The 18,568-nt window shown below is 70.7% G+C and carries 16 protein-coding genes; 7 read left to right on the top strand and 9 right to left on the bottom strand.

Annotated elements, in window-relative coordinates; genetic code table 11:
* Positions 1 to 59: 59 nt before the first annotated feature.
* From ACTWQR_RS44395 to ACTWQR_RS44380, 4 genes are all read right to left on the bottom strand, one after another.
* Positions 60 to 1,280, bottom strand: coding sequence for an MFS transporter (locus ACTWQR_RS44395; RefSeq protein WP_443232989.1), 1,221 nt, complete (start codon positions 1,278 to 1,280; stop codon positions 60 to 62).
* An 88-nt stretch (positions 1,281 to 1,368) separates the two neighbouring features.
* Positions 1,369 to 2,406 (bottom strand): endonuclease/exonuclease/phosphatase family protein, encoded by a 1,038-nt coding sequence (locus ACTWQR_RS44390; protein ID WP_443232988.1) that lies wholly within the window; start codon positions 2,404 to 2,406, stop codon positions 1,369 to 1,371.
* 201 nt (positions 2,407 to 2,607) lie between these two features.
* Positions 2,608 to 3,234 carry a TetR/AcrR family transcriptional regulator gene (locus ACTWQR_RS44385; RefSeq protein ID WP_443232987.1) on the bottom strand — a complete coding sequence of 209 codons (627 nt, stop codon included), beginning with the start codon at positions 3,232 to 3,234 and terminating at the stop codon, positions 2,608 to 2,610.
* A 198-nt stretch (positions 3,235 to 3,432) separates the two neighbouring features.
* Positions 3,433 to 5,016 carry an MFS transporter gene (locus tag ACTWQR_RS44380; RefSeq protein WP_443232986.1) on the bottom strand — a complete coding sequence of 528 codons (1,584 nt, stop codon included), beginning with the start codon at positions 5,014 to 5,016 and terminating at the stop codon, positions 3,433 to 3,435.
* 192 nt (positions 5,017 to 5,208) lie between these two features.
* Here ACTWQR_RS44380 and panB point away from each other — a divergent pair, with 192 nt between their 5' ends.
* From panB to ACTWQR_RS44365, 3 genes are all read left to right on the top strand, one after another.
* Entirely contained in the window at positions 5,209 to 6,072 is an 864-nt protein-coding gene (gene panB / locus ACTWQR_RS44375; RefSeq protein ID WP_443232985.1) for a 3-methyl-2-oxobutanoate hydroxymethyltransferase, read from the top strand.
* Positions 6,073 to 6,460: 388 nt separating this feature from the next.
* Positions 6,461 to 7,501 (top strand): ATP-binding cassette domain-containing protein, encoded by a 1,041-nt coding sequence (locus tag ACTWQR_RS44370; RefSeq protein ID WP_443232984.1) that lies wholly within the window; start codon positions 6,461 to 6,463, stop codon positions 7,499 to 7,501.
* Entirely contained in the window at positions 7,498 to 8,316 is an 819-nt protein-coding gene (locus tag ACTWQR_RS44365) for an ABC transporter permease (protein ID WP_443232983.1), read from the top strand. Before ACTWQR_RS44370 ends, ACTWQR_RS44365 begins: the two co-directional genes overlap by 4 nt.
* Before the next feature lie 58 nt (positions 8,317 to 8,374).
* Here the strand turns inward: ACTWQR_RS44365 and ACTWQR_RS44360 are convergent, their stop codons facing one another.
* A complete protein-coding gene (locus ACTWQR_RS44360) occupies positions 8,375 to 11,686 on the bottom strand; it encodes a BTAD domain-containing putative transcriptional regulator (RefSeq protein ID WP_443232982.1) in 3,312 nt (1,103 codons plus the stop codon).
* A gap of 257 nt (positions 11,687 to 11,943) precedes the next feature.
* Here ACTWQR_RS44360 and ACTWQR_RS44355 point away from each other — a divergent pair, with 257 nt between their 5' ends.
* Complete coding sequence (locus ACTWQR_RS44355) at positions 11,944 to 12,744, top strand: site-2 protease family protein (protein ID WP_443232981.1); 801 nt, start codon at positions 11,944 to 11,946, stop codon at positions 12,742 to 12,744.
* Here the strand turns inward: ACTWQR_RS44355 and ACTWQR_RS44350 are convergent.
* The 3 genes from ACTWQR_RS44350 to ACTWQR_RS44340 all read right to left on the bottom strand — a co-directional run bounded on the left by ACTWQR_RS44350 (position 12,734) and on the right by ACTWQR_RS44340 (position 14,886).
* Positions 12,734 to 12,916, bottom strand: coding sequence for a hypothetical protein (locus tag ACTWQR_RS44350; protein WP_443232980.1), 183 nt, complete (start codon positions 12,914 to 12,916; stop codon positions 12,734 to 12,736). The two genes, ACTWQR_RS44355 and ACTWQR_RS44350, sit on opposite strands and share 11 nt — an antisense overlap.
* A 135-nt stretch (positions 12,917 to 13,051) precedes the next feature.
* Positions 13,052 to 13,768 (bottom strand): NADPH-dependent F420 reductase, encoded by a 717-nt coding sequence (gene npdG, locus ACTWQR_RS44345; RefSeq protein ID WP_443232979.1) that lies wholly within the window; start codon positions 13,766 to 13,768, stop codon positions 13,052 to 13,054.
* A 38-nt stretch (positions 13,769 to 13,806) separates the two neighbouring features.
* Positions 13,807 to 14,886: a sialidase family protein gene (locus tag ACTWQR_RS44340; protein WP_443232978.1), complete on the bottom strand. Its 1,080-nt coding sequence runs from the start codon at positions 14,884 to 14,886 to the stop codon at positions 13,807 to 13,809.
* A gap of 103 nt (positions 14,887 to 14,989) precedes the next feature.
* Here ACTWQR_RS44340 and ACTWQR_RS44335 point away from each other — a divergent pair, with 103 nt between their 5' ends.
* Together ACTWQR_RS44335 and ACTWQR_RS44330 are read left to right on the top strand one after the other, a co-directional pair.
* A complete protein-coding gene (locus ACTWQR_RS44335) occupies positions 14,990 to 15,592 on the top strand; it encodes a hypothetical protein (protein WP_443232977.1) in 603 nt (200 codons plus the stop codon).
* A 149-nt stretch (positions 15,593 to 15,741) separates the two neighbouring features.
* On the top strand, positions 15,742 to 17,070 hold the full coding sequence (locus ACTWQR_RS44330) for an MFS transporter (RefSeq protein WP_443232976.1): 1,329 nt from the start codon (positions 15,742 to 15,744) through the stop codon (positions 17,068 to 17,070).
* Positions 17,071 to 17,395: 325 nt separating this feature from the next.
* Here the strand turns inward: ACTWQR_RS44330 and ACTWQR_RS44325 are convergent, their stop codons facing one another.
* Positions 17,396 to 17,626 (bottom strand): hypothetical protein, encoded by a 231-nt coding sequence (locus tag ACTWQR_RS44325; protein ID WP_443232975.1) that lies wholly within the window; start codon positions 17,624 to 17,626, stop codon positions 17,396 to 17,398.
* A 60-nt stretch (positions 17,627 to 17,686) separates the two neighbouring features.
* On the opposite strand from ACTWQR_RS44325, the gene map reads away from it, so the two are divergent.
* Positions 17,687 to 18,544, top strand: coding sequence for a type I methionyl aminopeptidase (gene map / locus ACTWQR_RS44320; RefSeq protein WP_443232974.1), 858 nt, complete (start codon positions 17,687 to 17,689; stop codon positions 18,542 to 18,544).
* The last annotated feature ends 24 nt before the right edge of the window (positions 18,545 to 18,568 follow it).

Here is an 18,568-nt window from a genome sequence, read left to right as displayed (position 1 = left end):
AGCACTCGGTGCGGCCCGGCGGACCGTTGTCCGCCGGGCCGCGGTCACCCCGGCATCGGTCAACGGTCAACGGCGGTCTTTTCGCGATCGTGCGGGACGTGCGTAGCGACCACTCGGCCCGCCGTCCGAACGACATGGCGCTGGTCCACCGCGTACGCCACCCCCGCGACACCCAGCCCCAGGACGGCGAGCACCGCGCCCGCGAGCGCCGGGGACGTGACGCCGAAGCCCGCCGTCAAGGCGAGGCCGCCGATCCACGCGCCGCCGGCGTTCGCGAGGTTGAAGGCGGCCTGGTTGGCGGAGGAGGCCAGGGAGGGGGCCGAGGATGCCTTCTCCATGACCATCAGGAGGAGGGGGGAACTGGTGACGAATGCCGCCGCGCCGAGCAGTACCACGGCCAGGGCCGCGCTCCACTCCGTAGTCATCAGGAGCGGGAAGAGGGCGAGGACCGCCGCCAGGGAGATCAGGCCGCCGAACAGCGTGGCCCGCATCGAGCGGTCGGCCAGCCGGCCGCCGAGGAGGTTGCCCGCGGTCGCGCCGACGCCGAACAGCGCCAGGAGCAGCGTCACACTGGAGTCGGCGTATCCGGCGGAGTCGGTGAGCATCGGCGTGATGTAGCTGTACGCCGAGAACAGCGCGCCGAAGCCCGCGACCGTCGTGCCGAGGGCGAGCCAGACGGGCAGGGAGCGGAGGGCGGCCAGCTCGCCGCGCAGGCCGGCGGCGGGGGCGTGCGCGTGGTCCTGGGGCAGCAGCAGGGCCAGGGAGGCGATGGCCGCGAGGCCGATCACGCTGACGCCGATGAACGTGGCGCGCCAGCCGAGGTGCTGGCCCATGAGGGTCGCGACGGGCACGCCCGCGATGTTCGCGACCGTCAGGCCCAGGAACATGAGTGAGACGGCGCGGGCCTTGCGTTCGGGGGCGACCATGCCGGTGGCCACGACCGCGCCGACGCCGAAGAACGCGCCGTGCGGCAGGCCGCTCAGGAAGCGGGCGGCGAGCAGCCAGTGGTGGTCGGGGGCGAAGGCGGAGAGCGCGTTGCCCGCGACGAAGAGGACCATCAGGCCGATCAGGACCTTGCGGCGGGAGAGGCGGGCGGTGACCGCGGCGAGCAGCGGGGCGCCGATGACGACGCCCAGCGCGTAGGCCGAGACCAGGTGGCCCGCGGTGGGTATCGAGATGTTCAGGTCGTCCGCGACGTCGGGCAGCAGGCCCATCATCACGAACTCGGTGGTGCCGATGCCGAAGGCTCCTACGGCGAGGGCTAGGAGGGCCAGGGGCATGAGGGGCCTTTCAAGGGAGCGAGCGGAGTTCCGTACAGCATATGTTCACCTGCGGAACAAAGCCTCTCAGGCCCAGTATTCCCAGCGGTTACGGCGTGGTTGCCGAAAGCTTCACGCGGGCGGCGATCGGAAGATGGTCGCTGCCCGTCTCCGGGAGGGTCCACGAGGTGACGGGCTCGATGTCCCGCACGAGGATCTGGTCGATCCGCGCCATCGGGAACGACGCGGGCCAGCTGAACCCGAATCCGCTGCCCGCCGCGCCCTGCGTGGAACGCATCTGCGCGGTGACCCCGTTGAGCGCGCGGTCGTTCATGGTGCCGTTCAGGTCGCCGAGCAGGACGACCTGCCGCAGCTTCTCGTGGGCGATGGCCTCACCGAGCGCGTTGGCGCTCTTGTCGCGCTGCCGCGCGGTGAACCCGGCCTCGATCTTCACCCGCACGGAGGGGAGGTGGGCGACGTACACAGCGAGTTGCCCGGCCGGAGTGGTGACCGTCGCCCGCATCGCGCGCGTCCAGCCGAGCTTGATGTCGACCGGCCGGGCTTTGCTCAGCGGGTACTTGCTCCACAGGCCGACGGTGCCCTGCACGGAGTGGTACTTGTACGTCGGGTCGAGGGCCTTCTCATAGGTGGGGACCGCGTCGTCCGTCAGCTCCTCCAGGGCCACCACGTCGGCGCCGGACGCTGCCACGTCGCGGGCCGTGCCGGACGGGTCGGGGTTGTCGGCGTTGACGTTGTGCGTGGCGACGGTGAGATCGCCACCGCCGCCGGTCTTGTCGCCGATCAGCCCGCCGAAGAGGTTCAGCCAGACGGTCAGGGGCAGCACCACGGCGATCAGCGCGGTCGCGGACCTGCGGACCAGCGCGAGGACCAGCAGCACCGGGATGAAGACGCCCAGCCAGGGCAGGAACGTCTCGTTGAGACTGCCGAGGTTGCCGATGGTGTTCGGGATCTGCGCGTGCAGCACCATCGCCAGGGCGACCAGGATCGCGAGCGCGGCGATGACGATGCCCCGGCGCCAGACACCGCGGTCGTTGCGGAGCGCGGCGTACAGGCGCCGGAGCCGGGATCCTCTGCGGTCGGGCCCCTGGCCGCCGCTGCCCGTCTCCGTTTTGTACGCCTGCGCCATACCGTCGCCTCACCAACTGCCGTGCACTCATTCCCCGCGTCTAAGACCCTAGGGGATGATCGCGTTCGTTCCTGCCGTCCCATGACGGCCCGTACGGGCGCGAGGACGAGCGAGTCGGCGTGACGAGTTGCGATTGAGGGTCCGGTGGGGGTGTTCTGTGACGAAACGCTCACATTCCTTCGGGGGTTGACGGACCGTGACTCAGCGGGTGGAGGCCGGCCCGAGCCCCTGCAGGACGGTGTCGACGATCTGTTCGGACAGTCCCTCGTCGAGGCCTCCGTCCGGGCGCATGACCGAACGCAGGAGCATGGGGCCCATGAACAGGTCGTTGGCCAGTTCGACGTCGACGTCCGCGCGGATCTCGCCGCCCGCCTGTCCGCGGCGCAGCACGTCGAGGGTGATCCGGCGGCGCGGTTCGATGACGGCCGTGTGGTACGCCTTCCACAGCTTGGGGCTGCTCTTCATCTGGGCGTAGACGTTGTGCAGGATCGCCGACGAGCGGTTGGCCAGGCCGCGTCTGCGCACCGATTCGAGAAGGACGATCAGGTCGTCGCGCATAGAGGTGCCGGGCAGCTCCGGGTCGGGCGGTTCGGCGGTGCGCAGCACGTCGATGAACAGCTCTTCCCGGCCGCTCCAGCGGCGGTAGATGGTGGCCTTTCCCACACCGGCGGTGCGGGCGACCCGCTCGATGGAGATGTCCGCGAGCGGGACGCCGTCCTCCAGCAGTCTCATGACGCCCTCGACGATCGAGCGCTCCACGGTCTCGCTGCGCGGGCGCCCCCTGACGGTCCCGCCTCGTCCGGCCGTCTCCTGCTCCACGACGCCCACGTCTTCACTCCGCCCTTCCGTTCGGCTCGTCCGTTCCGTTTGCCTGTGCGGTCCGTTTGCCTGTCCGGCTGGTCCGTCCGGCTCTTCGCCACTCCGCGCTTCGGCCGACCGCCCCGTCGATTCTCCCCGGTGTACGAGGAGTTCGGCGACCGCTGCCCGGATGGGCCGGCTTCCCGCGTACGAGTCGGTGTGTACGGCTCAGTGGTCCACGCCCACCAACTCCGCGTCCTCGCCCGCCTTCTCCTCCGGGGCCGGAGCGCGGCCCGGCAGGAACAGGGCGACGACCACCGTGCCGACGAAGGCGACGCCCGCGCCGCACAGGGCCGTGACGTGCATCGCGTGCAGGAAGGCGTCGTTGGCCGGGCCGATGAGGGCGTCTCCCTTCGGGCCGAGCTTCGCGGCGTAGCCGAGCGTCGACTCGATGGACTCGCCCGCGGTGCGCCGGGCGGCGGCGGGCAGCTTGTCCTCGATGCCCGAACGGTATGCGGCGGAGAGGACCGAGCCGAGTACGGCGATGCCCAGGGCGCCGCCGACCTGGCGGAACGTGTTGCTGAGCGCGGAGGCGGAGCCCGCCTTCTCGCGGGGCAGAGTCTGCATGATCACGACGCTGGTCGGCGTCATGATGTGCGCCATCCCCGTACCCATGAGGAAGAAGATGACCTCCAGGATCCAGATCGGCGTGTCCGCCTCCAGCGTCGCGAACGCGGCCAGCGTCGCGGCGATGATCAGCATGCCGCCCGCGGTCGTGGCCTTGTTGCCGAAGCGGTCGACGAGGAGCCGGGCGCGTGGCGCGAAAATCATCTGCGCGGCGGCCAGCGGCAGCATCAACAGGCCGGTCTGGAGAGGCGAGTAGCCGCGCACGCTCTGGGTGTAGAAGACCGAGAAGAAGGTCACACCCATCAGCGCGAAGAAGACCAGCGCGATGGCGGCGATCGCGGACGAGAAGACCTTGTCCTTGAAGTACGTGACGTCGATGGACGGATGACTGCTGCGCTTCTCGAACACGACGAAGCCGACGAGTACGGCCAGGCCGGCGCCGATGGTCGCCAGGACCGCCGGATCGGTGAAGTCGGCGAGCTGGCCGCCCTTGATGATCCCGTACACGAGCAGGACGAGGCCGACGACGGACAGTACGACGCCGATGGGGTCGATGCGCCCGGGCTTCGGGTCGCGGGAGTCGGGAACCAGCCAGACCATCAGCGCGAGCGCGACGAGGACGATCGGCACGTTGATCAGGAAGACGGACCCCCACCAGAAGTGGTCGAGGAGGACCCCTCCGGTGATCGGTCCGATGGCGATGGCGAGTCCGACGCCGCCCGCCCAGATGCCGATGGCCTTCGGCTGTTCGTGGCGCTCGAAGACGTTCATGAGGACCGCGAGGGTGGCGGGCATCACGAAGGCCGCGCCCAGGCCCATCACGGCGCGGAAGGCGATGAGCTCGACCGGCGAGCCGGAGGAGGCGGCGAGTGCCGAGCCGATACCGAAGACGACGAGCCCGCCGAGCAGCACCTTCTTGCGCCCGAGCCGGTCGCCGAGGAGGCCCGCGCTGAAGAGCAGGCCCGCGAAGACGAGGGTGTAGGAGTTGATGGCCCATTCGAGCTCGCTCTGGGTGGCTCCCAGGCCGGTCGGGGCGGGGGTGGAGATGGTCTTGATCGCGACGTTCAGGATCGAGTTGTCGAGGACGACGATCAGCAGGCTCAGCATCAGGACGCCGAGAATCGCCCAGCGGCGCCGGTGCACGGCCTCCGGTATCCGGGGGACGGGAACGGCAGGAGTTGTCATGCCGACGAGCCTAGCGAAATTCGATACGAGACCGTCTCGTATATAAAATCCTTTACCGAGACCTTACGCAGGGGGAGGCAGAGAAGAGGGCAGGGGTGGCCCCTCTAGCCGTTTCCTGGCACGAGGTGCCACCATGGAGGTGATCCGGGGACGCCGTGAGGGCGCCTCGAGATGACAGAAGGAGCCGTTGCAATGACGCAGCTTTCGGCTGCCCAGACCACCGACAGCAGCAGTAGGGCGCTGTACGGGGGCAAGGGCACACGTCGTATCACCGTCCGCGACATCAGCACCGCCAAGGAGCGCGGCGAGAAGTGGCCGATGCTCACCGCGTACGACGCGATGACCGCGTCCGTCTTCGACGAGGCCGGGATTCCGGTGATGCTCGTCGGTGACTCGGCGGGGAACTGCCACCTCGGTTACGAGACCACCGTGCCCGTCACGCTCGACGAGATGACCATGCTGTCGGCGGCGGTCGTACGGGGCACGAGCCGCGCCCTGATCGTCGGTGACCTGCCCTTCGGGTCGTACCAGGAGGGGCCGGTGCAGGCGCTGCGCTCGGCCACTCGGCTGGTCAAGGAGGCCGGGGTCGGTGCGGTGAAGCTGGAGGGCGGTGAGCGCTCGCACCGTCAGATCGAGCTCCTCGTGGAGTCCGGGATCCCCGTCATGGCGCACATCGGCCTGACTCCCCAGTCCGTGAACTCCATGGGTTATCGCGTCCAGGGGCGCGGCGAGGAAGCCGCCCAGCAGCTTCTCCGGGACGCGAAGGCCGTCCAGGACGCGGGGGCGTTCGCGGTCGTGCTGGAGCTGGTGCCGGCCGAGCTCGCCGCCGAGGTCACGCGGGTGCTGCACATTCCGACCGTCGGGATCGGTGCCGGGCCCGACACGGACGCGCAGGTTCTCGTCTGGACGGACATGCTCGGGCTGACGGGGGGCAAGATGCCGCGGTTCGTGAAGCAGTACGCCGATCTGCGTCAGGTCATGGGCGACGCGGCGAAGGCCTTCGCGGACGATGTCGTCGGCGGAACGTTCCCTCTGGAGGAGCATTCCGTCCACTAATTTTTCCGGCCCCACCAGTCCACTGTGGCACCAGGCAGCCCGCCGATCTTCCCCCGTCGGCGGGCTGCCTCTTTGCGGCGCGGGCTGGGCCCGGGGTTTTCGCCCCCGCCGCCCCTACCCGTCCCATCCCTGGGGCTGCCGCCCCCAGACCCCCGCTTTCGGCCTGGACGGCCTCGTCCTCAAACGCCGGACGGGCTGGGTGATTCAGCCTCTCCGGCGTTTGAGGAGGGGGGTTCGGGGGCCGGGCCCCCGAAGGGGTCTGGGGCGGAGCCCCAGGGGATGGGACGGGTAGGGGCGGCGGGGGCGAGAAAACGACTGTCGGCGACATATCGAACCCTGTCGGCAAGCTGTAGGTGGTTTGTCGGTGGGGGCTGGCATCTTTGTCGGCATGACGCGAATCGACAAGAAGCCCCGACAAGAAGGTGCCGGCGACCGCGACGCCGTCACGGTACGGGGGCTGGTCAAGCACTACGGCGAGACCAAGGCACTGGACGGCGTGGACCTGGACGTACGCGAAGGCACCGTCCGCGGCGTCCTCGGACCGAACGGCGCCGGCAAGACCACCCTCGTACGCATCCTGTCCACCCTCCTCATCCCGGACGCCGGCCGGGCGACGGTCGCCGGCTACGACGTCATACGCCAGCCCCGTCAGCTCCGGCGGGTCATAGGGCTCACCGGCCAGTACGCCTCCGTGGACGAGAAGCTCTCCGGCCCGGAGAACCTCTATCTGATCGGCCGGCTCCTCGACCTGCCCCGCAAGGACGCCCGCGCCCGCGCCGGCGAACTCCTGGAGCGCTTCTCGCTGACGGACGCGGCCAAGCGCCCCGCGAGCACGTACTCCGGCGGCATGCGCCGCCGCCTGGACCTCGCCGCGTCCATGATCGGCAGCCCGGACGTCCTCTACCTGGACGAGCCGACGACCGGCCTGGACCCGCGCACCCGCATGGAGGTGTGGACGGAGGTCAAGCGCATGGTCGGCGACGGCGTCACCGTCCTGCTCACCACCCAGTACATGGAGGAGGCCGAGCAGCTCGCGAACGAGCTCACGGTCATCGACCGCGGCAAGGTCATCGCGAACGGCGGCATCGACGAGCTGAAGGCGAAGGTCGGCGGCCGCGTCCTGCGCATCCGCCCGGCCGACCCCCTGGAGCTGCGACCCACGGCGGCGGCCCTCGACGATTTCGGGCTCACCGGACCGGGCAGCGCCACCGTGGACATCGAGACCGGCACGGTCGTCGTGCCGATCCTCAGCGACGAGCAGCTGACCGCGGTGGTCGGCGCGGTCACCGCCCGCGGCATCACGCTCGCCGACCTCGGCACCGAACTCCCCAGCCTGGACGAGGTGTTCCTGTCCCTCACCGGCCACCGGGCCACCGACCCGCTGGACGACACCCAGCCCGCACACGCCTACGAGGAGGTCTCCGCGTGACGACCGCCGTCATCGACGCCCCGGCCCAGCTCTCGGACGACCCCCGCGTCGGTCTCCGCGCCCACCTGCGTCACATCAGCGCCCTGGTCCGCCGCAACGTGCTGTGGATCCGCCAGGACCCGGAGTCGATGTTCGACGTGGTCCTGATGCCGATCGTGTTCTGCCTGCTGTTCGTGTTCGTCTTCGGCGGCGCGATCGCCGGCCAGGGCAACCAGGACGTGTACGTCAACTACGTCGTTCCGGGGCTCATGGCGATGATGGGCATGAACATCGCCATGGGCGTGGGCACCGGTTTCAACCAGGACTTCCAGACGGGCGTGATGGACCGCTTCCGGTCCCTGCCGATCTCCCGTGCCTCGGTCCTGATCGCCAAGATCGCGGTCGAGATCGGCCGCCTGCTGGTCGCCACGGCGATCCTGCTCGCGGTCGGCTTCATGCTCGGCCTGTCCGTGGCGAGCGTCCCGGGCCTCCTCGCCGCCATCGGCCTGTCCGTTGTCTTCGGCTCCTCCATCATGTGGATCTTTCTGACCATGGGCGTGGTGATGAAGAACGCCCAAGCCATCCAGGGAATGGGGTTCGTGCTGATGCCTCTGCAGTTCGGTTCCTCGATCTTCTCGCCGCCGTCCACCATGCCGGGCTGGCTGCAGGCCTTCACCGACTACAACCCGCTGTCGTCCCTCGCGGACTCGGCCCGTGGTCTGATGAACGGCGGCCAGTCGGTCGCCCACGACGTCACGATCACCCTGATCTGGTCGGTCGTCATCACCGTGGTGATGGCCCCGATCGCGATCCACAAGTACCGCACCAAGAGCTGACGTTCACTCGCATTACCCGACAAAGCGATCCGCTTACCCGATACAGCGATCCGCGTCGTCAGACCAGGGCGGTGGCCTCCCGGAAGGAGAGGCCACCGCCCTCCGCGTAAGCGGCCTCGTACGCCTCGTCGTCGATGACGGCGCGCACCGCGGTCTCGGCGCGTGCCCGCACCTCGCGCTCCACCACGGCCGGGACGTGGCCGACCGGCAGCAGGTGGTCGGCGACGCCGAGGCAGCGGGCGGCGTCCCGGGCATGTCGGCCGCCGTCGATGCCGGACAGCGCGATGGCGGCGGTGGCCAGATGGCCGGAGCGCATGTGCGGCGCGATCATCAGCGAGAGCGAGTCGTCCGCCCGAGCCAAGGCGCCCCGTACCTTCGCCACGGCTTCCTCGTACCGGCCGTCCAGCGTGTCCAGCCAGGCCTCCACCCCGAGGACGAACCCGTCGAAGACCACGAACCGGACGGCTCCGAAGTCGGTGCGCAGCCGGACCATCTGCTCGCGTGCTTCCGCTACCCGACCGCTGCGGCCGAGCCACATCGCGAGGAAGAGCCGGGCCGCGGGCATCCCCTCGTTGAGCGTGCCGTGGCCCTGTTCCAGGACGTCGCGCAGCATCCGCTCGCCGCGCTCGGTCTCGCCGGAGTCGACGAGCACGCTGCCGAGGCGGGCGCCGAGTACGGCCATCTGGGCGCGGGCGCCCAGGCGTTCGGCGTGCGTGATGGCCAACTCGTAGTCCGCCGCCGCGAGTTCGTACTCGCCCTTGCGTTCGTGGGCCTCGCCGCGTGCGGAGAGTGCCTCGGCGGCGCCCCAGGCGTCCTCGACGCGGATGAAGATCTCCAGCGCCTCGTCGGCGTCGCGGGTCGCGTCGCCCGCCCAGTCGGCGCGGTTGGCGAGGATGTTGGCGCGCATCTGCAGGCCGACGGCCAGCTCCCAGCCGTAGCCGAGCTCGCGGCAGGTCTCGATGCTCGCGTCGATGACCCTGCGCAGCCGGTCCATGTCGCCGGTCAGCATCACGGCGAAGAACCAGAGGTAGCCCGGGTTGCGGCAGACCTGCGGGAGCCCCGGGCGGTAGGTCTCGGTGATGGCGCGCAGCTTCGCCTCGGCCTCCGGTGTCTGCCACGTCTCCAACTCCAGGTCCATACAGGCGAGATGGAGGAGGTGGACACCGCGCCGGGCCTCGATGAGCACCTCGGGGCGCATCGGTGGCGGGGTCGCGGTGCAGGGTTCGTACAGGGGGACGGCGGGCGGTGCGTGCGGTGCGAACGGGTCGGGACCGAGGGCGATGACCTCACGGACCCAGTTGCGGATCGACGTGCGCAGGTCGCGGATCTGCCAGTACCAGGCGAGGGAGAGGACGAGGCAGAGCGCCTCCTGCTCGTCGCGTTCGGCGATGGCGTGGTGCAGGGCGGCACGCATGTTCTCGCCCTCGAGCTGGAGCAGTTCGATGGCCGCGCGCTGGTCGGGGCCGCGCAGTCGGGGGTCGGTGACGCGGGCGAGTTCGCGGTAGTACGTGAGGTGGGCGCGCTCGGCGTCGGGGCGCTCGCCGGATTCGTCGAGCCGCTGTCCGGCGTACTCGGCGACGGTCTCCAGGAGCCGGTAGCGCATCCCGCTCCCCTCTCCCGAGGACTCACCCGAAGGCGCGGCCACGACAAGGGACTTGTCGACGAGCGAGCCGAGCGCCTCCAGCGCGGCGGGTCCGCAGACGGCCTCGGCGGCTGCGAGCTCGCAGCCGCCGGCGAAGACGGACAGCCGCCGCAGCACGCCCCGTTCGTCGGCGTCGAGGAGGTCCCAGGACCAGTCGACGACGGCACGGAGGGTCTGCTGGCGCGGCAGGACGGTGCGACTGCCGGAGGTGAGGAGCCGGAAGCGGTTGTCGAGGCGGTCGGCGATCTGCCGCGGGGTGAGCATCCGCAGCCGGGCGGCGGCGAGTTCGATGGCGAGCGGCAGTCCGTCGAGCCGTCGGCAGATCTCGGCCGCGGCTTCGGGATCGTCCGCGATGCGGAAGCCGGGGCGGGCGGCCGCTCCCCGGTCGGCGAGCAGCCGCAGCGCATACGGCTCGGGCAGCGGTTCCACCGGCCGCAGCAACTCGCCCGGTACGCCGAGGGGTTCGCGGCTCGTGGCGAGAACGGTCAGTCCGGGGCAGCGTTCGAGGAGCGTCTCGACGAGGTGGGCGGCCGCGTCGACGACGTGCTCGCAGTTGTCGAGGATGAGCAGCATGCGGCGCTTGGCACAGTGCTCGGTGAGCCGGACGAGTGGGTCGTCGTGCCGGTCGGCGACGGCCCGCATCTCCTCGGCGCCGGCCCCGCGCAGCACGGTCTCCCGCGCCCCGACCGCGGTGAGTACGGCCTCCGGTACGGCCTCCGGGTCGTCGACGGGCGCGAGCTCGGCCAGCCACACCCCGTCGGGAACGTCCGGGGCGACGCTCTCCCCCGCCTCCTGCGACAGCCGCGTCTTCCCGGCGCCGCCGGGTCCGAGCAGCGTGACGAGCCGAGCCGCCGCGAGGTCCCCGCGGATGGTTTCGAGGTCGGTGTCCCGGCCGACGAAGGAGGTGAGCCGGGCGCGGAGGTTGCCGGGCGGCGGGGTGCGCGTGCGCGGGTCCGACTCGGGGGCCCGCTCGCCCTTCGGAGCCCGTACGGGGTCGGGTGTGCCCTGAAGCAACTCCCCGTGCAGCGCCCGCAGTTCTGGCCCCGGGTCTGTCCCGAGACGGTCGGCCAGGAGCTGTCGTACGGACTCGTAGCCGGCCAGTGCCTCCGCGGTGCGGCCCGCGTCGCGCAGGGCGCGCAGCCGGAGGAGTTGGAAGGGCTCGTCCAGGGGGTGGGCGTCGCAGAGGGCTGCGAGATCGGGGAGGGACTGTTCGGCGTGGCCGAGGGCGAGGGCGGCGGTGAGGCGGGCGCGGCGGGCATCCAGGCGGCGGATCTCCCAGCGGGACGACTCGGTGGTGCGGTCGGGGAGGTCGGCGAGGGCGGGGCCGTGCCAGAGGGCGAGGGCGTCGTCGAGGATGACGGCCGCCTTGCCGGGGTCGTCGTCGGCGAGTGCGCGGGTGCCCTCTCCGGCGAGCCGCTCGAAGCGGTACAGGTCGATGTCGTCGGCCGACGCGCGCAGCCGGTAGCCGCCCTCCGCGGAGCCGATCGCGGCCGCGCCCAGCGCCCTGCGCAGCCGGCCCACCAGGGCCTGCAGCGCGCCGGTGGCGTCGGCGGGCGGGTCGGCGCCCCACACCTCGTCGACCAGTACGGCCGCGGGCACGGTCCGTCCGGGCCGCAGGGCGAGCACGGTCAGCAGGGCACGCAGCCGCGCCCCGCCGACCGGGACGGGGGTGCCGTCGGTGCGGAGTGCCTGGGTGGTGCCGAGGATGCGATAGCGCACGGGGTCCATTGTCTCCGGTGGTCTCAGCGCCGGTAGCGGGGTTTCGGCGGTGTGGCGTCCGGGATCTCGGGGGTGACGGGGACACCGGTCCCGACCGGCTCCTCCGGCGTACGGCCTTCGTCCATGGTGAACCCCCTGGGTCCACCTTCCTGGAACTCACAGCCGACCGCGAGACGTTTTCGGCATACGCCCGGTACGGTCGGGCACGCCCATCAGGATGAACCCCTCCGCACGAACCTCTGCGCGAACCCAGGGAGCCCGACCACATGACCACCGCCACCACCCGGCACAGCGACCGGCGGATCAGCCCTGTCTTCATAGGGATCGTCGCAGTCGCGGCGGTCACCGGATGGGCCACCTGGACGGGCTTCGCCGAGCAGCCCGGCGTGGCCGTCTTCCTCTTCGTCACGGCGGCCTGGATCGTCTCGCTCTGTCTGCACGAGTACGCGCACGCGCGCACGGCCCTGCACAGCGGCGACATCTCGATCGGCGCGAAGGGCTATCTGACCCTGAACCCGCTGAAGTACACGCACGCGCTGCTGAGCATCGTGCTGCCCGTCATCTTCGTGATCATGGGCGGTATCGGTCTGCCGGGCGGCGCGGTCTGGATCGAGCGGAGCCGCATCCAGGGCCGCTGGAAGCACAGCCTGATCTCGGCGGCGGGCCCGCTGACGAACATACTGTTCGCGGTGGTCTGCACGGCCCCGTTCTGGCTGGACGCCCTGGACGGTGTGCCGGCCGACTTCCAGTTCGCCCTCGCGTTCCTGGCGCTGCTCCAGGTCACGGCCGCGCTGCTGAACTTCCTGCCGGTGCCGGGCCTTGACGGCTACGGCGTGATCGAGCCCTGGCTGTCGCACAACATCCGCCGCCAGGTGGAGCCGCTCGCGCCCTTCGGGCTGCTCCTCGTGATCGCCATCCTGTGGATCCCGTCGGTGAACAACGTGTTCTTCGACGTGATCGACGCGCTCCTGCGCAGCCTGGGCATCGACGAGATCCGGACCTACTGCGGCCAGAACCTCTACCGCTTCTGGACGGAGACCAACCAGTACTGCTCGGTCACCCAGTGACGGTCCTGCGCCGCGCCCGGTCCCGGCGCAGGTAGTACCAGGTCATGTTGGACGACAGCCCCGCGAGCAGCACCCATACGATCCCCAGCCAGCTGCCCTGGGCGAAGGAGACGACGGCCGCGGCGACGGCGAGCACGCAGACGACGAGGGCGTAGAGGGCGAGTCGGGACATGGGGGCGGCTCCTGTCGATTCCTGTCCGGCCGTGCCGGCTCATACCGGGTCGTACCCGGTCGTGTCGGTTCGTGCCGGGGGGACACTGCTGTGCTCCAGTGTCCCCCACCTCCGCGGCATGTCCGTCCGCACGGCCTACACGTCGGTCAGGCGCAGACCCGCGTGGGCCTTGTACCGCCGGTTCACCGAGATCAGGTTCGCCACCAGCGCCTCGACCTGGTGGGCGTTGCGCAGCCGTCCGGAGAAGATGCCCCGCATGCCCGGAATGCGCCCGGCCAGTGCCTGCACGATCTCGACGTCCGCCCGCTCCTCGCCGAGCACCATCACATCGGTGTCGATCTCCGCGATCTCGGGGTCCATCAGCAGCACGGCCGAGAGGTGGTGGAAGGCGGCGGCCACCCGCGAGTCCGGCAGCAGGGCGGCGGCCTGCTCGGCGGCACTGCCCTCCTCGGGCTTCAGCGCGTACGCGCCCTTCTTGTCGAAACCGAGCGGGTTGACGCAGTCGACGACGAGCTTGCCGGCCAGCTCCTCGCGCAGCGACTCCAGCGTCTTGCCGTGCCCCTCCCACGGCACCGCGACGATCACGATGTCGCTGCGGCGCGCGGTCTCGGCGTTGTCGGCGCCCTCGACGCCGTGTCCGAGCTCCTCGGCGGCGGACTGCGCGCGCTCGGCGGCCCGAGACCCGATGATCACCTTCTGGCCGGCCCGCGCCAGCCGGTAGGCGAGGCCCTTGCCCTGCGGGCCGGTGCCGCCGAGCACGCCCACGACGAGCCCGGACACGTCGGGAAGGTCCCAGGGATCCTTGGCCGCAGCCTTCGCGGGGGCCTTCTGCTCACTGTCGTTAGAGGTCATGGGCCGACTTTACGTCGGCGTGGTTCCCGCGATCGGACTCAGGTCAGGTCCGTCACGGGCAGACGGCGGAAGGTGATGGTCTCGTACGCGCTGAAGTCGCCCGTCTCGTAAAGGAGTCCGACGGTGTCGTCGTCGACGCGCACGAGATCGGAGTACGCGGCGGGCAGCCCGTCCGCGGTGTGCGCGGGCCGCCAGGTGGTGCCGCCGTCGGTGCTCACGCGGATCGTCATCAGGGCGCGGAAGCCGGGGTCCGCGGGGCCGGAGAAGAGGAGGACGTCCGGGCCGCGGAGCTGGAGCACGCTGCCCTCGACGACGGGGGCGGTGAGGCCCGCCTGCGGACGGAAGGGTTTCAGCAGGGTCTGGCCGCCGTCCTGGGAGTAGGCGTCGGCGCGGGTGCCGGGGGCGGGCGAGTCGTTGCGGGTGTTGAAGTAGACACGCCCGTCGGGGAGTTCGGCGGCCGTGGTCTCGTTCACGTTGATGTAGCCGTCGGTGTTGTCGTCGACGTATCCGATGCGCCAGGTCTCGCCGCGGTCGTCGCTCAGCAGGCAGTGCCCGCCGTTGTACTTGCCCTCGGTGCCGTTGTCCTGGCCGGTCGGCGGGAGGGAGTGGTTGGCGGGGACGACGACCCGCCCGGTGCTCAACTGGAGGGCGTGGCCGGGTGTGGTGGCGTACCACCGCCATGCCGCCCGCTTCGTCTGCCCCGTGATCTCCCTCGGGTTCGACCAGGTGAGCCCGTCGTCGTCGCTGTGCTGGACCCAGACGCGGCGTCCGTCGGTCGCGCTCACCTTGCCGCGGCGGATGGCGTCCTCGGTGGCGAGGGCCGCGTTGCGGACGTGGACGAGCAGGATGCGGCCCGTGTCGAGGACGACGGGGGCCGGATTGCCCGCCAGATGGTCGCCGTTCCTGGCGGCGACCTGGAGCGGGCTCCAGGTCAGCCCTCCGTCCGTGGACCGCTTCAGCACGACGTCGATGTTCCCGAAGTCGTCGCGCGAACCTACCCGGCCCTCGCAGAACGCCAGCAGGGTTCCGGCGCCGGTGGCGACGACGGCCGGGATCCGGAAACTCGCGTAACCCTCCTGCCCCGCCTGGAACGGCACGGATACCTCGTTGCTCGCCATTGAGCCCTCCCCTTGCCTGTCGGGTCGGACACTCTGCCCACCTTGGGCGAATTCATGGTGAACTCCGCCTGACGAGTGGCCGATTGCGGCAGGATGCCTGCGCATGGACGCCGTACGTGTCGCCTTGTTGCGCGAAGTGCTCGCCGGAACCGAGTGGTTGGGTGCCTCGCGGCGGTTCGCGGGGGCGCTGCGGTCCTCCGTGGTGCCGCACGGCGGCGGGTTGCTGCTGGTGGGCACGGCGGAGTACGAGCCGTGGCACCTGGCCGCCCATCTGGTGGACGAGGCCGCCTGGTCGGGCACGCCCGAGCTGACGCCGACGCTCGTACGGCACGGGGCGCGGCCCGCGGATCCGGCCCATCTCGCCGTGGGACTTGGCCGGATCGAGGCGGCCCGGCGAGGTGAGACGCTGCTGGTGGTGGCGCCGGACGCGCCCGGGGCTCCGCTCCTGGAACGGGTCCATGACGCGCGCCGGGCCGGAGCGACGGTCCTCGCGCTGGACTCCGGCAACCGGGAACTCCACGCGATGGCCCACGAGGCGCTCGCGGTGCCCGCCGAGCCGGACCTCGACCTGGACACCGTGCAGCACCTGGTCAGCGCGGCCGCCGGAGAGAACGCCCTGCCCGCGCCGCGCGGCCGGCGCCGCTTCCGGGACCGGCTGTCCCGGCTGGCGGAGCAGTTGACGTCGCCGCCACCGACGCGCTGGTAGGCGTTGCTTTCAAGCCTTCAAGCCTTCAAGCCTTCAAGTCTCCAAGCCCTCAATGCCCCAAGTCCTAAGGCCCGCCAAGCCCTAGTCATGTCCCCGTCGGCCGGAAAAGCGTTTGTCTTCACGGGGTCGGCACCGCAGCATGGCCGGTCGTGACCGACTCCGAGGACGTGCCCGACTCCGGCTCCGCCTCCTCCTTCATACGCTTGCGCGCGCTGCTGCCCGATCTGGCCCCGTGGCGGACCTCCGCCGACTTCCGGCGGCTGTGGGTGGCCGGACTCATCACCAACTTCGGCAGCTTCCTGACCTTCGTCGCGCTGCCGGTGCAGATGAAGGAGCTGACCGGTTCCGCGGTGGCCGTCGGGGCGATCGGCGCCGCGGAACTCGTACCGCTGATCGTCTTCGGTCTGTACGGAGGGGCGCTCGCCGACGCCCTGGACAAGCGGACGTTGATCGTGTGGACGGAGGTGGGGCAGGGGCTGCTCTGTGCCGGGCTGCTGGTCAACTCGCTGCTGCCGGACCCGCTGGTGTGGCCGCTGTACGCCGTCGCCGCGGTCTCCTCCGCGCTCGTCGCGATCCAGCGGCCGGCCCTGGACGCGCTCACGCCGCGCATCGTCCGGCACGAGCACCTGCCGGCGGCGGCCGCGCTCAACTCCCTGCGCTGGACGGTCGGCGGCGTCGCGGGCCCGGCGGTCGCCGGGCTCGTCGTGGCGTACGCGGGCCTCGGCTGGGCCTACGCCGCGGACCTCGTCACCTTCGTGATCTCGGTCGTCCTCGCCGTCGGCCTCGCCGCGTCGCCCGCCGCGCACGAGGCGGCGAAGCCGTCGCTGCGCTCGATCGCGGAGGGTGCGCGGTACGCGTGGAGCCGCAAGGAACTGCTGGGTACGTACGCCATCGATCTGTCCGCCATGTTCCTCGCCTTTCCACTCGCCGTGCTGCCGTTCCTCGCGGACGAGTTGGACGCCGAGTGGTCGCTGGGGCTGATGTACGCGGCGCTGCCCGCCGGGGCGCTGCTGGTGAGCCTCACGAGTGGGTGGACCTCGCGGGTTCATCGGCACGGGCGGATGGTGGTGCTGGCGGCGGCGTTCTGGGGTTTGGCGATGGTGGCCGCGGGCGCGGTGCACAACGTCTGGCTGGTGCTGCTCTTCCTGACTCTCGGCGGGTGCTTCGACATGGTCAGCGGGATCTTCCGGGCGGCGATGTGGAACCAGACGATTCCGGACGAGCTGCGGGGGCGGCTGGCCGGGATCGAGTTGCTGTCGTATTCGGTCGGGCCGCAGCTGGGGCAGGTGCGGGCCGGTGGGATGGCAGCGTTGCTGAACGTTCGGGCGTCGATCTGGGCCGGGGGTGTGCTGTGTGTGGCGGCGGTGGGGGCACTCGCGTTGTGCCTTCCGAAACTCATGACGTATGACGTGCGGACGAATGAGCATGCGGTGCGGTTGAAGGAGGCGCGGGAGGGGGCGGCTGCGGGCGGCTCGTAGGCCACGGGTTGCCGCCGGCGGTTGGGCGGTTGTTCGTCTGCGGGTTGCCGCCGGCGGTTGGGCGGTTGTTCGTCTGCGGGTGGGTGGGGGCGGTTGGGCGGTTGGGCGGTTGTTTGTCTGCGGGTGGGTGGGGGCTGGTCGCGCAGTTCCCCGCGCCCCTTACGGGGCGGACGCCGGTTCCTATGCTGCGGGATGTGGGAGCTGAGCTCGCCCACGCGGCGGAGCCGCATATGTCACAGCCCCGCGCCCCTTGTGGGGCGCCCACCCGCCCTGACAGGGGCGGGTGGGCGGAGGAAATTCGCCGCGGAACGGCGTTCAGCGGCGTTCAGTCCTCTTCCGAGCCCCGCGCAGCGGAGTCGTGCCAGCGTGGGTCGTTCTCCCACTCAAGGTTGCGTTCGCGGGCGATTTCCATCGCGTGCTGGGCCTCGCCTCGGGACGCGTACGGGCCGAAGCGGTCCTTCGCGGGGCACTCCGGGCCCTCCTCGACCTTCTTGTGCTGCAGGCAGTAGTACCACTCGCCCGGCTTTCCGACCGTCCGCTTCTTGAACAGGGCCATGACTCAGGCTCCTTTCGCCAGAGACATCGTCCCCCACACCCGCTGGTTAGACTCGCTGCCATGTCTGGCCAGTCGCTGCTCGTACCAGGGGAGCTCTCTCCCATCCGTCCCGTCCCGGGAAACATCAGGCGTCCCGAGTACGTGGGCAAGCCCGCCCCCACGCCGTACACCGGTCCGGAGGTCCAGACGCCCGAGACGATCGAGGCGATGCGCACCGCGGGCCGGATCGCCGCACGGGCGATGGAGGAGGCCGCGAAGCTGATCGCTCCCGGCGTCACCACGGACGAACTGGACCGGGTCGCCCACGACTACATGTGCGACCACGGCGCCTACCCGTCCACGCTCGGCTACCGCGGTTTCCCGAAGTCCCTGTGCACCTCCGTGAACGAGGTCATCTGTCACGGCATCCCCGACTCCACGGTCCTGCGGGACGGCGACATCATCAACCTCGACGTGACGGCGTACATCGGCGGCGTACACGGCGACAACAACGCCACATACCTCGTCGGGAACGTGGACGAGGAGAGCAAGCTGCTCGTCGAGCGGACCCGCGAGTCCCTCACCCGTGCGATCAAAGCGGTCAAGCCCGGCCGGCAGATCAACATCATCGGGCGGGTCATCGAGTCGTACGCGAAGAGGTTCGGCTACGGGGTCGTACGGGACTTCACCGGGCACGGGATCAACTCGTCGTTCCACTCGGGGCTGATCATCCCGCACTACGACAGCCCGCACGCGACGACCGTAATCCAGCCGGGCATGACGTTCACGATCGAGCCGATGCTCACGCTGGGGACGCACGAGTACGACATGTGGGACGACGGCTGGACGGTCGTGACCAAGGACCGCAGGCGGACCGCGCAGTTCGAGCACACGCTGGTCGTCACGGACAGCGGGGCCGAGGTTCTGACCCTTCCGTAGCCCGCCCCCGCTCGCCCTCCCACC

The sequence above is a fragment of the Streptomyces sp. 2A115 genome, from assembly GCF_052245575.1.
GTDB lineage: Bacteria > Actinomycetota > Actinomycetes > Streptomycetales > Streptomycetaceae > Streptomyces.
The sequence above is the reverse complement of the archived record's forward strand: the minus strand, read 5'-3'. Positions and strand labels throughout refer to the sequence as shown.

What these genes read in the sequence shown, in the direction of transcription:
- ACTWQR_RS44395 (WP_443232989.1), bottom strand. Translation starts at nt 1,280, where the DNA reads ATGCCCCTGGCCCTCCTAGCCCTCGCCGTAGGAGCCTTCGGCATCGGC.
- ACTWQR_RS44390 (WP_443232988.1), bottom strand. Translation starts at nt 2,406, where the DNA reads ATGGCGCAGGCGTACAAAACGGAGACGGGCAGCGGCGGCCAGGGGCCC.
- ACTWQR_RS44380 (WP_443232986.1), bottom strand. Translation starts at nt 5,016, where the DNA reads ATGACAACTCCTGCCGTTCCCGTCCCCCGGATACCGGAGGCCGTGCAC.
- panB (WP_443232985.1), top strand. Translation starts at nt 5,209, where the DNA reads ATGACGCAGCTTTCGGCTGCCCAGACCACCGACAGCAGCAGTAGGGCG.
- ACTWQR_RS44370 (WP_443232984.1), top strand. Translation starts at nt 6,461, where the DNA reads ATGACGCGAATCGACAAGAAGCCCCGACAAGAAGGTGCCGGCGACCGC.
- ACTWQR_RS44360 (WP_443232982.1), bottom strand. Translation starts at nt 11,686, where the DNA reads ATGGACCCCGTGCGCTATCGCATCCTCGGCACCACCCAGGCACTCCGC.
- ACTWQR_RS44355 (WP_443232981.1), top strand. Translation starts at nt 11,944, where the DNA reads ATGACCACCGCCACCACCCGGCACAGCGACCGGCGGATCAGCCCTGTC.
- ACTWQR_RS44350 (WP_443232980.1), bottom strand. Translation starts at nt 12,916, where the DNA reads ATGTCCCGACTCGCCCTCTACGCCCTCGTCGTCTGCGTGCTCGCCGTC.
- npdG (WP_443232979.1), bottom strand. Translation starts at nt 13,768, where the DNA reads ATGACCTCTAACGACAGTGAGCAGAAGGCCCCCGCGAAGGCTGCGGCC.
- ACTWQR_RS44340 (WP_443232978.1), bottom strand. Translation starts at nt 14,886, where the DNA reads ATGGCGAGCAACGAGGTATCCGTGCCGTTCCAGGCGGGGCAGGAGGGT.
- ACTWQR_RS44335 (WP_443232977.1), top strand. Translation starts at nt 14,990, where the DNA reads ATGGACGCCGTACGTGTCGCCTTGTTGCGCGAAGTGCTCGCCGGAACC.
- ACTWQR_RS44325 (WP_443232975.1), bottom strand. Translation starts at nt 17,626, where the DNA reads ATGGCCCTGTTCAAGAAGCGGACGGTCGGAAAGCCGGGCGAGTGGTAC.
- map (WP_443232974.1), top strand. Translation starts at nt 17,687, where the DNA reads ATGTCTGGCCAGTCGCTGCTCGTACCAGGGGAGCTCTCTCCCATCCGT.